The sequence below is a fragment of the Massilia sp. HP4 genome (assembly GCF_005222695.1).
Lineage (GTDB): Bacteria > Pseudomonadota > Gammaproteobacteria > Burkholderiales > Burkholderiaceae_D > Telluria.
Map to the genome: position 1 here is coordinate 1 of NZ_STGG01000035.1, position 13,607 is coordinate 13,607.

Annotated in this window: 11 protein-coding genes; 5 read left to right on the forward strand and 6 right to left on the reverse strand. The window is 67.0% G+C overall.

Annotated elements, in window-relative coordinates:
* Positions 1 to 175 precede the first annotated feature (175 nt).
* On the reverse strand, positions 176 to 658 hold the full coding sequence (locus E8M83_RS12820; protein ID WP_137173742.1) for an Lrp/AsnC family transcriptional regulator: 483 nt from the start codon (positions 656 to 658) through the stop codon (positions 176 to 178).
* Between the two features lie 123 nt (positions 659 to 781).
* On the opposite strand from E8M83_RS12820, the gene E8M83_RS12825 reads away from it, so the two are divergent.
* Positions 782 to 4,312 carry an indolepyruvate ferredoxin oxidoreductase family protein gene (locus E8M83_RS12825; RefSeq protein WP_137173743.1) on the forward strand — a complete coding sequence of 1,177 codons (3,531 nt, stop codon included), beginning with the start codon at positions 782 to 784 and terminating at the stop codon, positions 4,310 to 4,312.
* A gap of 206 nt (positions 4,313 to 4,518) precedes the next feature.
* On the forward strand, positions 4,519 to 5,436 hold the full coding sequence (locus E8M83_RS12830) for a TonB-dependent receptor plug domain-containing protein (RefSeq protein WP_137173744.1): 918 nt from the start codon (positions 4,519 to 4,521) through the stop codon (positions 5,434 to 5,436).
* A 61-nt stretch (positions 5,437 to 5,497) separates the two neighbouring features.
* Here E8M83_RS12830 and E8M83_RS25935 read toward each other — a convergent pair whose 3' ends face one another.
* Positions 5,498 to 5,689, reverse strand: a complete 192-nt coding sequence (locus E8M83_RS25935) for a hypothetical protein (RefSeq protein WP_170976788.1) — start codon at positions 5,687 to 5,689, stop codon at positions 5,498 to 5,500.
* Here E8M83_RS25935 and E8M83_RS25940 point away from each other — a divergent pair.
* On the forward strand, positions 5,681 to 5,923 hold the full coding sequence (locus E8M83_RS25940; protein ID WP_267874218.1) for a DUF1302 family protein: 243 nt from the start codon (positions 5,681 to 5,683) through the stop codon (positions 5,921 to 5,923). The two genes, E8M83_RS25935 and E8M83_RS25940, sit on opposite strands and share 9 nt — an antisense overlap.
* Positions 5,924 to 5,964: 41 nt before the next feature.
* Here the strand turns inward: E8M83_RS25940 and E8M83_RS12840 are convergent, their stop codons facing one another.
* The gene (locus tag E8M83_RS12840) at positions 5,965 to 6,483 is read right to left on the reverse strand and encodes a nuclear transport factor 2 family protein (protein ID WP_137173746.1); all 519 of its coding nucleotides are present in this window, start codon (positions 6,481 to 6,483) and stop codon (positions 5,965 to 5,967) included.
* A gap of 209 nt (positions 6,484 to 6,692) precedes the next feature.
* Between E8M83_RS12840 and E8M83_RS12845 the strand changes: the two genes are divergently transcribed.
* Entirely contained in the window at positions 6,693 to 6,944 is a 252-nt protein-coding gene (locus E8M83_RS12845; protein WP_137173747.1) for a hypothetical protein, read from the forward strand.
* Between the two features lie 136 nt (positions 6,945 to 7,080).
* A complete protein-coding gene (locus E8M83_RS12850) occupies positions 7,081 to 9,273 on the forward strand; it encodes a TonB-dependent siderophore receptor (RefSeq protein ID WP_137173748.1) in 2,193 nt (730 codons plus the stop codon).
* Here the strand turns inward: E8M83_RS12850 and yddG are convergent, their stop codons facing one another.
* From yddG to E8M83_RS12865, 3 genes are all read right to left on the reverse strand, one after another.
* Positions 9,274 to 10,179: an aromatic amino acid DMT transporter YddG gene (yddG, locus tag E8M83_RS12855; protein WP_137173749.1), complete on the reverse strand. Its 906-nt coding sequence runs from the start codon at positions 10,177 to 10,179 to the stop codon at positions 9,274 to 9,276.
* A gap of 93 nt (positions 10,180 to 10,272) precedes the next feature.
* Positions 10,273 to 11,163 carry a phosphate/phosphite/phosphonate ABC transporter substrate-binding protein gene (locus E8M83_RS12860; RefSeq protein WP_137173750.1) on the reverse strand — a complete coding sequence of 297 codons (891 nt, stop codon included), beginning with the start codon at positions 11,161 to 11,163 and terminating at the stop codon, positions 10,273 to 10,275.
* Complete coding sequence (locus tag E8M83_RS12865) at positions 11,160 to 13,466, reverse strand: bifunctional diguanylate cyclase/phosphodiesterase (RefSeq protein ID WP_229491509.1); 2,307 nt, start codon at positions 13,464 to 13,466, stop codon at positions 11,160 to 11,162. The genes E8M83_RS12860 and E8M83_RS12865 overlap by 4 nt, the downstream gene beginning before the upstream one ends.
* Positions 13,467 to 13,607: the final 141 nt, after the last annotated feature.

The following is a 13,607-nucleotide window of genomic DNA, read 5'->3' on the forward strand; positions in this document are numbered from 1 at the left end:
CCGACGCCCCTGCAGCGCATCCCGGCTGCAGGCGGCATCCGACCGGGATACATCAAAGGAGCAGCATCATGGGTAAGCAAGCAAACTGGCCGAGCAAGCAGGATGGACAGAAGTCCGGAGGTGGCCGCGATAACGGTCCACCGAAGAAATAATCACGGACCGCTGACCGGATCGTTCACAATCCTGCCGCATGGAGCGGCAGGTTGGTGTCGTACTTCACTTCGCGCAGCGCCACGCTGGTATTGACCTGCGCCACCCCATTGAGCTTGACCAGCACATTGTGCAGGAAGTCGTGGTAGGCATCCATATCTGCTACGACCACCTTGACCATATAGTCCGAGCTGCCGGTCGTTTCATAGCATTCCACCACCTCGGGCCGCAGCCGCATCGCTTCCTCGAATTGTTCGACCACGCCTTCGGCATGGCGCAGCAGCGTGATGTGCAGCAGGCACACCACGGCCAGCCCCAGCTTGCGGCGGTCGAGCAGGGCGGCGTACCGCACGATATAGCCATTCTCTTCGAGCTCCTTCTGTCTCCGCCAGCAGGGACTGGCCGACATGCCGATCTTTTCGGCCAGTTCATTCGACGACACCCTGCCGTTTTTCTGGAGTTCTGCCAGGATCTTGAGCGACGCCGGGTCGAGCGGTGTATTTTTCATTTTTTGCCATGTCAATCGAAAGGATCTCGCCAGTTTACTGCCGGCCATCAAACAAATAGAAATAATTTTTCGTGTCGTGCGGCATATCCTGTCTGGTCAAATAACGATAACGATAACGAGACCATGAATTCGATGACCACCCCACCGGGCGCGCTGGCCGATCCAGGCTACGCGCTCGACGACAACCTGACACGCGAGGCGGGCCGGGTGTTCCTGACCGGCACCCAGGCCCTGGTGCGCCTACTGTGCATGCAGAAAGTCCTCGACGAGCGCGACGGGATCGACAGCGCCGGCTTCGTCAGCGGCTACCGCGGCTCGCCGCTGGGGGCGGTCGACCAGGAATTGTGGCGCGCCCGCGCGCTGCTCGAGAAACACCGCATCGAGTTCCTGCCGGCGATCAACGAGGAACTCGGCGCCACCGCCGTGATGGGCTCGCAGCAGGTCGAGGCCGACCCGACGCGCCAGGTCGATGGCGTGTTCGGCATGTGGTACGGCAAGGGGCCCGGCGTGGACCGCGCCGGCGACGCCCTCAAGCACGGCCACGTCTACGGTTCCTCGCCGCATGGCGGCGTGCTGGTCATCCTGGGCGACGACCATGGCTGCGTGTCGTCGTCGATGCCGCACCAGAGCGAGCAGACGCTGATCGCCTGGAGCATGCCGGTGCTCAATCCCGCCAATATCCAGGAATACCTCGAGTTCGGCCTGTATGGCTGGGCCCTGTCGCGCTTCTCGGGCGCCTGGTGCGGCTTCAAGGCGATTTCAGAGACGGTGGAGGGCGGGGCGGTGGTCGAGCTGCCGGCGCTGCCGCGCTTCGCCGCGCCGCAAGACTACGTAGCCCCCGCCGACGGCCTGCACAACCGTTGGCCCGACCTGCCGGGCCTAGCGCTGGAACAGCGCGCCGCCGCCAAGCTCGAGGCGGTGCAGGCCTTTGCCCGGGCCAATCCGATCGACCGCCTGGTAGTGGCCGCGCCGCAGGCCCGCATCGGCATCGTCGCTGCCGGCAAGGCGTATCTCGACCTGGTCGAGGCGCTCGCGCGCATGGACGTGCCGCTGGCCAGCCTGGAACGGCTCGGCGTGCGAGTCTACAAGCCTGGCCTGACCTTCCCACTCGAGCGCACCCGCCTGGCCGCCTTCGCCGACGGGCTGCAAGAAATCCTGGTGGTCGAAGAAAAAGGCCCGGTCATCGAACAGCAGCTCAAGAACCTGTTCTACAACCTGCCGGCCGAACGTCGCCCGATGGTGCTCGGCAAGACCGACTGCAACGGCCAGCCGCTGCTGTCGGCGCTGGGCGAGCTGCGTCCTTCGCGCATCGCGCCGGTGCTGGTGCAGTGGCTGGCGCCGCGCTTTCCGCACCTCGACCTGCAGCGGATGCTGCCCGCCTTCTGCGGCGCGGCGCTGCCGTCGAACGCGGCCGACGGCGTCAAGCGCACGCCCTATTTTTGCTCGGGCTGCCCGCACAATACCTCGACCCGGGTGCCGGAAGGCAGCCGCGCGCTGGCCGGCATCGGCTGCCATTTCATGGCGACCTGGATGCAGCGCGACACCCATTACCTGTCGCAGATGGGCGGCGAGGGCATCAGCTGGGTGGCATCCTCGCGCTTCGTCGACGCGCCGCATGTGTACCAGAACCTGGGCGACGGCACCTTTTATCATTCGGGCTCGCTGGCGATCCGCCAGGCGATCGCCGCGCGCACCAACATCACCTATAAAATCCTGTACAACGACGCGGTCGCGATGACCGGCGGCCAGCCGGTGGACGGCAGCCTGTCGGTGACGCAGATCGTGCAGCAGGTGGTGAGCGAAGGCGCGCGCAAGACAGTCGTGGTGACCGACGAGCCGGCCAACTACGCCGGCGTGCGCCTGCCCGAAGGCGTCACCGTGCACCACCGCGACGAGCTCGATGCGATCCAGCGCATGCTGCGCGAGATCCCCGGCGTCACGGTGCTGGTCTACGACCAGACCTGCGCCGCCGAGAAGCGCCGCCGGCGCAAGAAGAACCGGCCGGGCAAGGAGGTGTTTCCCGATCCGGCGCGGCGCATGGTGATCAACCCGGCCGTGTGCGAGGGCTGCGGCGATTGCGGCGTCCAGTCGAACTGCCTGTCGATCCTGCCGCTCGAGACCGAGTTCGGGCGCAAGCGCCAGATCGAGCAATCGTCGTGCAACAAGGATTACTCTTGCGTCGAAGGCTTTTGCCCGAGCTTCGTGTCGGTGCTCGGCGGCGCGCTGCGTAAACCAGCCAGCGTCGCGCTGACCCTGGCCGACCTCGAGCAGGCTCTATCCGCTTATCCGATGCCGGCGCCGCAGGCGCTCGATAAGCCGTTCGAGATCCTGGTGGCGGGCGTGGGCGGCACCGGCATCGTCACTGTCGGCGCGCTGGTCACGATGGCGGCCCACATCGAGGGCAAGGGCGCCTCGACCCTGGACTTCATGGGCTTCGCGCAGAAGGGCGGGGCGGTGCTGTCGCACGTGCGCGTGGCGCGTTCGCCGGCCGACCTGAACCAGGTGCGCATCGACCTGCGCCAGGCCGACGCGGTCTTCGCCTGCGACCTGGTGGTGGCGGCCATGCCCGACAGCCTATCGGTGATGCGCGCCGGGCACACCCGGGTGGTGGCCAACGACCGCGAGATCCCCACCGCCGACTTCACGCGCGAGCGCGACGCCACGATCCAGAAAGACGGCCTGCTGGAAAAGATCGGCCTGGCCGCGGGAGCGGAGAACCTGCGGCGGCTGGACGCGCACGAGACGGCAGCGCGCTTCCTGGGCGACCCGATCGGCGGCAATATCCTGTTGATGGGCTATGCCTGGCAGGCGGGCCTGGTGCCGGTCGGCCTGCCGGCCCTGATGCGCGCGATCGAACTCAATGGCGTGGCGGTCGACATGAACAAGCGCGCCTTCACGCTGGGCCGCCTGGCCGCCGCCGACATGGGGGCGCTCGAGCGGCTGGACCGCCGCAACGAGAAAGTCGTCGGCTTCACGCCGCCAACGTCGCTGGCCGACAGCGTCGCGCTGCGCAGCGCCTTCCTGGCGCAATACCAGGATGCCGCCTATGCTGCGCGCTATGAGCGGGCGGTGGCCGCCGTCGAGCGGCGCGAGGGCGAGCTGGCGCCCGGCGGCGCGCGCAAGCTTGCCAAACTGGTCGCGCGCAACCTGTTCAAGGTGATGGCCTACAAGGACGAGTACGAGGTGGCGCGCCTGCACGCCGACCCGGCCTTCCGCGCCCGGATCGCGGCCACCTTCGAAGGCGACTACCAGCTGGCCTTCCACCTGGCGCCGCCGCTGCTGGCGCGCCGCAAACCGGGATCGAACGTGCCGCGCAAGATGCGCCTGGGAGGCTGGATGATGCCCGTGTTCGGCATGCTGGCCAGGGGCAAGCGGCTGCGCGGCACGGCGCTCGACGTGTTCGGCCATACCGCCGAGCGCCGCCGCGAACGGGCGCTGCGCGATCGCTACCTGGCCTTCGCCGACATGCTGGCGGGCAGCCTGCGCGCCGATAACCTGCAGGCCGCGCTGGCGCTGGCCCAGCTGCCCGATGGCGTGCGCGGCTATGGCCACGTCAAGCTGGCGGCCATGGACCGCTTCGACGCCGATTGGGAAAGGCTGCTGGCGGCCTACCGTGGCGGGCAGGTGGTCGAATTGCGGCGCCAGCAAGCCTGACGCGGGCAAGCGAGCGGACGACGCTCCCGGACCCGGCATCGCGCGCGCGATGCCGGGTCTTTTTTCTGCCGGTGCGCGTAACTGCGTGATTTATGGTTGACTGGAATTCGTCAAGATTGACACGACTGAATTGACCCAATAGCCTGATCAAGTCGACGAGCGTCGCGTTACCAGCTCATGTCGATCCAAAAATAAAAGGAGACAACATGAAGAAGCTGCAACGAGGCCTGGCGCTCGCCGGCCTGATTCCCGTTATTCCATTGACCGGCCTTGCGCAAACCGCGCCTCCTGAACCGCCGGCCGGCGGCGCGCTGGAAACCGTGGTGGTCACCGCGACCCGGCGCGCGCTGGCCATGCAGGACGTACCCCAGACCATCAATGTATTTTCAGAGAAGAACCTGAAGGACACGGGCGCCCGCGATTTAACCGGCCTGATTGGGTCGATGGCGGGCGTGGAACTGCGCCAGGAGCAGGCCGGGCAGGGTGGCGTGGCGGTGCGCGGCATCTCGGAACTGAACATGATGAACCTGTACGGCGGCACCGGTTCGGCCACCGGCATGTACCTCGACGAGATGCCGCTGAGCGCGGGCGGCCGCTTTCCCGGCATCGGCGCCTTCGACATCCAGCGCGTCGAGGTGCTCAAGGGCCCGCAGGGCACCCTGTTCGGCGAGGGTTCGCTGGCCGGCACGGTGCGCTTCATCGCCAACAAGCCGCGCTTCGACCAGGCCGCCGCGGCCTACCAGGCTACCGCCTCGAAGACCGCGGGCGGCGGAGATAACCACGCGCTCAACGCGATGGTCAACCTGCCGCTGGGGGACAAGGCCGCGCTGCGCCTGGTGGCGTTCGAGCGCGAGGATGGCGGCTATATGGATGCGCGCATCACCGACGGCCGCACCGTGTATCGCACGCTCGAGGACGCCAATTCCCAGCGCAGTCGCGGCGGGCTCTACCATCAAAAGCGCGTAAAGTCGCTGGACGATGCACGAGAGCCGACGGTGACTTCGCTCGCCGGATTCGGGTTCAGGTATTCGGTGGATAGCCTGCGCGATCGTCGGGCCGAATTCACGCATGACTATCTGGAACGCGTGCCCGAGATCTTCGGACTGAACTCGGGCGCCACGTAGTCAAGAGCAGGGCATTGCTCCCGGCACGCGGGCAGTCGTAAAGCGGGCGTGGCAGGTCGGTTCAGGGCTTGACCCGCCTCTTGCCGGCGCCAGCCTGGCCGAGCAGCGAGGGATCGTTGGTGACGTGGCCCGCGCTCATCGTGTCGATAGCGTCGCCCTGGATCTCCATCAGGATGCGGGTGTGCTGCGGCGTCAGGTGCGCCGTCACGTACAGCACCGGGCGGCCGGCATCGTCGTGCATGATGTGCGACATGCGGATCAGCGCGGTGCCGAGTTCGCATTTCAGCTGACGACGGCGAAGGATTTGAAGGGTTACTCGCACGACTCCACCTTCAGCGAGGGCCGCCCGACGTCGCGCTTCGGGCTGCGCGCGGACTGGGGCAAGCGCTACTTCATCGAGGCCGCGTATATGCGCTTCTCCGGCGGCGCCTACAACCTGCTGGCGGACCGCAGCAACCTGGCCCTGGTGGCCGGCGCCGCGTTCTAGCATCGGCCGCGTGGTGCAGCGATGACGACGCAGCCGGCGGCCTATCGTTCAACGACGTCGCGCAGCAGGCCGCGCGCAGGCGCGCTCCCGTCCATCGGGAACAGCTTGCGCGACTTGATGCGCCAGCCCTCGGGCGTGCGCACCACGTGCCACTGATTGGCCAGGACCCGGAAGATGCTGTGGCCGCGCGAAAGGCCGTGGTTCGGCAGCGCGGTTTCCTGTGCATCGCGGTCGAAGCGCAGCAGCATCAGGTACGAGGTGACGCGCGCCTCGTCGCCATCGAGTTCGATATACGGCAGGTTGCCGAAGTGGGCCAGGCCGCCGTCGAGGGCCGCATGGTGGGCGGGGCTGCCGACCAGCGCCGCCAGCTGCTCGCGCCCGACCGCGCCCGGCGCCGCCGAGCCGCGGTCGAATACCGCCTCCTCGGTGTACACCTCGGGGAAGAAAGGACCGTGGCCCGTGTCCGCGCTGAGCGGATGCGAGGCAATGAGGTTATAGATGGCAAGCCGGTCTTCGATGACGGCCAGGCGCTGCTCGAACGATGATTGGTCGTGCGGCATGGTTGCTCCTTTATTTGTCCGAGTCCCAGCTGGCTCGGATTGGCAATAAGTCTACCTTCTAGTAGGTTTGCGGTCAAGGACATACCAAAACAGCTTTGTTGGCGTAAGGCAAAAATGCCGTAGTAGGCTGGGACTAGGATGGATCGGCGACGGACGCCCGATGTCGCCGGCATCCGGTCCGTCGCGCTCATACCAGAATCGAGACCAACATGGCCCACCACCTGAAATACGCCAGGCAAGTCGCCGCCGAAGTACGGCACGTCCGAAGTGAAGTGGCCGGCTTCCTGCTGAGCATCGAGCTATGGCTGATGGTGCTGGCGGCTGCGAGCATGGTCGCCGGTTTCTGGCTGGCCTTCATGGGTGACTGGCGCTGCCTGCAAGCTTTCGGATTCGCGCTCGGCTATCCCGTGCTGCGGGTCGTGCTGCACCTCAGGCGGCTCCTTGCCTGGCCGTTCTTCTGAGCTTCGGTGAGGGGTCCGATCCCTCCTTCCGAGGGGTGACGGTGGAAGCGGTTTACTGTCCGGTATTGTGATTGATTATGCAAATGAGTATAATTCTCATTTGCATTTATTAATCTCCAACTGACTGGACTTCTCCATGAACAAGCTTCGGACCCCGCCACCTGCCCAATCCAACCGCCGCAAGGCGCTGTCGCTGATGATCGGCAGTGCCTGGGGGACCGCCTTCGCGGCCGCGCCCATCGCCCTGCTGGCTGGCGCCGCGCACGCGCAGGACACCGCGGCCCCGCAGATCGAGCAGGTCCTGGTGACCGGCGCCCGCACCAACGACGAGGCGCCGTACATGGGCGGCGGCGTGGCGCGGCGTGGCAGCGTCGGCGTGCTGGGTGCGGCGGACATCATGGATACGCCGTTCAGCACGATGAACTACACCTCGCAAATGCTGGAAGACCAGCAGGCGCGCACGCTGGCCGATGTGGTCATCAATGAAGCGTCGATCCGCGTCCAGACGTCGACCGCCGGCTTCAGCGACGACTTCCAGATCCGCGGTTTCAGCGTGGGCAGCGGCGACGTCGGCCTGAACGGCCTGTACGGACTCAGTTCGGGCAACCGCATGCCGGCCGAGATCATGGCGGGCGTCGAAGTGCTGAAAGGGCCAGGCTCGCTGGTGTACGGGATGAGCCCGGGCGGCAGCGTCGGCGGCAGCATCAATATCGTGACCAAGCGCGCTGGCGACAAGCCCTTGACCCGCATCACCGGCACCTACCAGAGCAAGTCCATCCTCGGCACGCACGTGGACGTCGGCCGCCGCTTCGGCGACGCGGGCCAGTGGGGCGTGCGCTTCAATGGCGTCTACCGCAAGGGCGACACCACGCTCGACGACAGCAAGACCGAAGCTTCCATCGCCGCGCTGGGGCTCGATTACCGCTCGTCGAACCTGCGCTGGGTGGTCGATGCCTATGCCCAGCGCGAGGATACCGACGGTTTCCGCGGCCAGTCGAGTTTCCGGCCGAACGTGACGCGCGTCCCGCAAGCGCCGTCCGGCCACCGCGCGATGTATCCGGGCGTCGAACTCACGATGCGCGACTCGACGATCGCGTCGCGGCTTGAATACGACCTTACCCCCGATGTGATGCTGTACGCCGCCGCCGGCTACCACTACGGAGCCAGCGAGCAGGATTTCCCTTCCGCGCGCGGTAACGATGCGATCGACATGGCGGGTAATCTGCGCGTCAGCAACGCCTGGTACGATGCCGCCACCCGCAACAAGACCGGCGAGGTCGGCGCCCGCGCGCGCCTCGAAGGACTTGGCGTAAAGCACCTGGTCAGCGTCTCGGCCTCGCGCCTGGAGCAGGAGTCGGGCAGCTTCTTCCTGGCGGCGCCGGCCGGCGTCGCGGTGATCTCGAACATCTACAATCCAGCGCCGCTGATCCCCATGACCGGCGCGCGCCAGTCGCCGACCACGACCTCCGGCAGCGAGCTGTCCAGCGTGGCGCTCACCGATACCGTGTCGTTCTTCGACAACCGCCTGCTCTTGACCGGCGGCGTAAGGAGGCAGAAGGTGGTCGCGAAAAACATCTCCCCTGCAGGCGCCAGCTCGACCTCGTACGACGCGAGCGCGACGACGCCGCTGGTGGGCATCGTCGTCAAGCCCCTGCCGAACGTGTCGCTGTATACCAATATGACGTCCGGCCTGTCGCGCGGCAGTACCGCACCCGATACCGCCGCCAACCGGGGCGAGGTCTTCCCTCCGTACAAATCGAAGCAGTACGAGGCCGGCGTGAAGGTCGAGCAGGGCAAGCTGTTGGCCGGCGTTTCCGTGTTCCAGATCGACCGCCCGAACGCCGTCACCGATCCGGTCACCACCATCTACAGCATGGACGGCAACCAGCGCAACCGCGGCCTGGAACTGTCGGTGATGGGCGAGGCGGCGCGCAACCTGCGCCTGATGGCCAGTGCGGTGTTCAACGACGCCGAGCTGCAGCGCACCGTGGGCGGCATCAACGACGGCAACAAGGCCGCCAACGTGGCCAAGCGCGCTTTCAACGCGAGCCTGGAATATGACCTCGACCAGGTCCCTGGCCTGAGCTTCAACGCGCGCGCCATCCACACCTCGGACATGCCGCTCAATGCCACCAACACGCTGTACCTGCCATCGTGGACCCGGCTCGACGTCGGCGCCCGCTATCGCACCAGCCTGATGGGCAAGCCGGTCATCCTGCGCGCCAGCGTCCAGAATGTCGCCGACAAGGCCTACTGGCTGGCCAGCGGCAGCTTCGTGACGGCGGCCGCGGCGCGCACCGCGCTGGTGTCGGCGCAGTTCGACTTCTGATCAGGCTGGAGTCGGTGCGGCGCGCCTGGCGCGCGTCGCCAGCCAGCACAGGATCGCGCCGCCGCACACCATGGCTGCGCCCTGCCAGAACGCCCACGACAAGGGCGTATGCAGCAGTACGCTCGACAGCGCGGCCGACAGCACCGGGGTGAAGTAGGAGGCGCCGGCCAGGATCGTGACGTTGCCATGCAAGATCCCGATATTCCAGGCGCCGTATCCGAAGCCCATGGCCGCGGCGGCCAGCACCAGGTACAGCATCGCGTCCAGGCTGAAATCCATGCGGCCGCCGCCCTGCAGGGCGTACTTGCTCCACAGGGTGAGGGACACCAGGATGAAGAACAGGGTCACGCCGTTCTTTCCGTTCGCAATGCGCGCCGTCAGGGCGCAATAGGCTGCCCAGACTAGGGCGCCGCCGAAGGCCAGCCCGTAGCTGAGCGGGTTGTCGCGCACATTGGCCAGCATGCCGGCCGCGTCGAAGCCCTGTTCGCCGCCCAGCACCCGGCAGATGCCGGCGATCGACAGCGCGAAGCCGGGCACGATCAGCCAGTTGCTGCGCTGGCCGTTGAACAGGATCGCCGCGACGATGGTAAACACCGGCCACAGGTAGTTGACCATGCCGACCTCGATCGCCTGCTGGGCCGAGTTGGCATGGCCGATCGACAGCGCCAGGCACAATTCATAGGCCACGAACAGCAGGCTGCCCCAGATCAGATAGCGGCGCGGGAATTCGTCCAGCCTCACCCATCCGACCGACAGCAACAAAAATACCGAGGCCAGGCTGTACATCATGGCGGCGCCGCCGGTCGGGCCGAGGTGTTCGCTGACGTTGCGGATCAGGCCGACAATGGAACTCCATAGCAGGATGGCTACCAGGCCGGTCAGGGTGGCCTTGTTCGTGTGATTCATGGTGATTCGTTTCGCTTGCGATGCGGCGAGGCTATGCGGGTCTCGCAGCATAGCAGGTATGCGCCGGCATGCCGGCCACCGGGCACAGCCAGCTCAATCCAGTTCGCGCACGATCCGGTAATCCCGGTCCGACACCGGCACGAACCGCGCGACATTCAGCTTGTCCAGTACGTCCGCGCGCTGCGCGCCGCGGTCGAAGAAGGCGCCGCGGATCTTGTCCTTCAGCGCGTCGCACAGCTGGCCCCGGAACACGAAGGGGTCGGTCGGGATCGGGCCCGAGCGCCACACGACCCGGATCTGCTGTTCCTTTGACGGGTTCGAGGCCGTCTCGGTCGCCAGGTTCTGGCTGCCGACGAAGGCGGCGTCGACCTGTCCCGCCAGCACCCGGTTCACCGACTGGGTGTGGCTCCCCGAATAACCGACCTGGGAGAAATACGATTCCAGCGGCCGGCCCACCTGTTTCGCGAACACGTGGCGCGGGACCAGGGCGCCGGACGTGCTCTCGGGATCGACCAGTGCCAGGCGCTTGCCGCGCAGGTCGTCGAGGTTCGCGATCCTGCTCCCGGCGCGCACGATCAGCAGCGAGTGGTAGAAGGCGCCGGCCGGCTGGAACGTGGAGGCCTTGGTCGCATAGCTGGCGAAGGCCGTCAGCTGCGGGTCGGCGCGCCGGGCCGATACATAGGTGGCCGGCCCCAGCCGGGCCAGGTGGACGGCGCCGGACAGCAACGCCTCGATCACGGCGCCGTACGATGGCGCGGCATAGACCTCGACCGGGATGCCGAGCGCCGCGCGCAGCTGGTCGAGCAGCGGCTGCAGTTCGGCGATCTCCTTCCTGACGTCGCCGCGCGGGATGATCGAAAAGCGCAGGCGCTCGGGCCGCTCGCAGGCTGCCGCGAAGGACGGTACGCTGTGCGTAGCGAGCGCCGCGAGCGCTGCGAGGGAAGGCAGCCGGATGATGGCGCGGCGGCGTGGATCGAGGTTCATGTCGGCTGGAGGGTCAGGGACTTCTTGTGGAGGAGGGGCGCGATCTGCGCGGCGCCGACCGGGCGTTGCAGGTAGAAGCCCTGCACCTGGTCGCAGCCCGCCGCCTTCAGGTGCACCAGCTGGTCCTTGGTTTCGACGCCTTCGGCCACCACGGTCAGGCCCAGGTTGTGGGCCAGCGAGATGGTCGAGGCGACGATCACCGCGTCGTTGGTGTCGTTGCGGATGTCGCGAATGAAGGAGCGGTCGATCTTGACGGTATTGATCGGGAATTGCTTCAGGCGCGAGAGGCCCGAGAAGCCGGTGCCGAAGTCGTCGAGCGCCATCCGGATGCCGGCCGCGGCCAGGCCGTCCAGGTTGCGCTGGGCCAGCTCAGCGTCCTCGATCAGGCTGCTCTCGGTGATCTCGATCTCGATCAGCCCGGGCGCGATGCCGTGTTGGGCGAGGGCGCCGATGAAGTCCGCGGTCAGCCGTTCGTCGCGCAGCTGGCGGGCCGACACATTGATCGCCACCGGCGCCAAAGGCACGCCGTCGGCCCGCCATTGCGCCAGCTGGCGGCACACGGCGTCGATGATCCAGCGGCCCAGCGGCACGATGAAATCCTGTTCCTCGGCCAGCGGGATGAAGTCGCCCGGGAAGATCAGGCCGTGGTCCGGGTGCTGCCAGCGGATCAGGGCTTCCAGGCCGACGATCTGCAGCGTGTCGAGCGTGAGCTTGGGCTGGAAATGCAGGCAGAACTCGTCGTCGTGGATGGCCTGGCGAAAGCGCGCCGCGAGTTCGGAATGCAGCGCGCTCGAGGCATTGAGCGAGGCGTCGTAGAAGCTGAAGAAGCCGCGGCCGCGCGCCTTGACGCTGTACATCGCCTGGTCGGCGTGCAGCAGCAGGGCGTCCAGGTGCTGGCCGTCGCGCGGGTAGAGGGCGATGCCGACGCTGGGGCTCGTCACTACGTCGTGCCCGTCCAGGTCGTGGTAGACCGCGGACAGGCCCTGCACCAGCTTGCCGGCCAGCTGGGCCACGAATTCCTCGGACGGCACTTCGGACAGCAAGACCACGAACTCGTCGCCGCCGAGGCGGGCGACCAGGTCGTATTCGCGCACCGCGCCGCGCAGGCGCGCGGCCACCGCCTTCAGGAGCTGGTCGCCGACGCCATGGCCCAGCGTGTCGTTGATCACCTTGAAGCGGTCGAGGTCGAAGAACAGCAGGGCATACAGGTTGCGGCTGCGCCGGGCGCGCTTGAGTTCGGCCGACGCCATCTCCTGGAACATGCGGCGGTTGGCCAGGCCCGTCAGGTGGTCTTGCGAGGCCAGGGCCAGGGCGCGGGTCTTTTCCTGCTCCAGCTGGGCGATCAGGCGCTGCTTTTCCTGCTCTGATGTGGCCACGGCGCGATGCAGTTGCTGCTGCTGCCACAGGCCGGCCGAGATGCCGATCGTGACGACCAGGATCAGCAGCGAATAGGCGCCAGCGCGCAGGAAATAGGACTGGTGCCGGGCGTCGAGCTGGCCCATGACGAGCGCCGGGTCCTGGATCACCGCGACCCGGATCGGGATGTCGGCCAGGACTTCGCGCGCCGCGATCGCACTGCCGGCGGCGAGCGGCGCGCTCGCCTGGCCGCTGGCCGGCAGCAGGATCCCGCCCTGCATGATCGCCAGCGGCGCCCCGTCCTGGTGCACGATCTCGATGCGGCCGTCCGGTCCCAGGTCGACGTTGCGGTAGCTGCCCAAAAAATATCCCAGGTCGACCATGGCGCCGTAGTAGCCAGGCATGCCGCCGCCGTCGCCATCGAGGCGGACCAGCACCGGCAGGCGCCAGGGGTGGCTGCCGTCCGCCGCCGGGTGGCCGATCGACATCGCGGGCGCCGCACGCGGCTGGCCGAGTGCGCGCGCCAGCAGCGGCTGCAGCCCGGGCTCGCGGGCCTGCCTGGCGGACGAATACAGCAGGGCGCCGGCGCCGTCGAACACCGCGGCGCGCACATAGGCCGAATCGCCGACCAGCTGGGGATTCAGGTGCATGGCGGTGGCTTGCATGGCCAGGCCGTCGCTGGCGGCGATGCGCGCATAGAGCTTGCCCCGGCCCAGCACTTCTTCGAGATTGGTGGCGACGATGAGGGCGATGTTCTCGCTGCTCGTGATCGCCGCCTGGCGCGCCACGGTCTTTTCCTGCTCGGCGCGGTCGAAGTAGAACAGCCAGATCGAGACCGCGATCGTGCAGCCCAGGATGCAGGTCATGGGCAGCAGGGCATTGGGGCTGACCAGTGACAGCACGCGGCGGCGCAGGATGGCGAGCGGAGTAGGGATCTGGGCAGGCACCGGGCTGTTATATTACAGAACCAAATTGACCCATCCTATCAGCGCCGCATGACAAGCGCGTGACATGAAGGTGACATCGGGGCTCGTGGGCGACATGCCTGGTCTGCTATGCTGCCGGTTCGCAGCCACTGGAGGAAAGCA

Excerpts from the sequence above, each read along its gene's own strand:
- E8M83_RS12820 (WP_137173742.1), bottom strand. The coding sequence starts at position 658 with ATGAAAAATACACCGCTCGACCCGGCGTCGCTCAAGATCCTGGCAGAA.
- E8M83_RS12825 (WP_137173743.1), top strand. The coding sequence starts at position 782 with ATGAATTCGATGACCACCCCACCGGGCGCGCTGGCCGATCCAGGCTAC.
- E8M83_RS12830 (WP_137173744.1), top strand. The coding sequence starts at position 4,519 with ATGAAGAAGCTGCAACGAGGCCTGGCGCTCGCCGGCCTGATTCCCGTT.
- E8M83_RS25935 (WP_170976788.1), bottom strand. The coding sequence starts at position 5,689 with ATGTCGCACATCATGCACGACGATGCCGGCCGCCCGGTGCTGTACGTG.
- E8M83_RS12840 (WP_137173746.1), bottom strand. The coding sequence starts at position 6,483 with ATGCCGCACGACCAATCATCGTTCGAGCAGCGCCTGGCCGTCATCGAA.
- E8M83_RS12845 (WP_137173747.1), top strand. The coding sequence starts at position 6,693 with ATGGCCCACCACCTGAAATACGCCAGGCAAGTCGCCGCCGAAGTACGG.
- E8M83_RS12850 (WP_137173748.1), top strand. The coding sequence starts at position 7,081 with ATGAACAAGCTTCGGACCCCGCCACCTGCCCAATCCAACCGCCGCAAG.
- yddG (WP_137173749.1), bottom strand. The coding sequence starts at position 10,179 with ATGAATCACACGAACAAGGCCACCCTGACCGGCCTGGTAGCCATCCTG.
- E8M83_RS12860 (WP_137173750.1), bottom strand. The coding sequence starts at position 11,163 with ATGAACCTCGATCCACGCCGCCGCGCCATCATCCGGCTGCCTTCCCTC.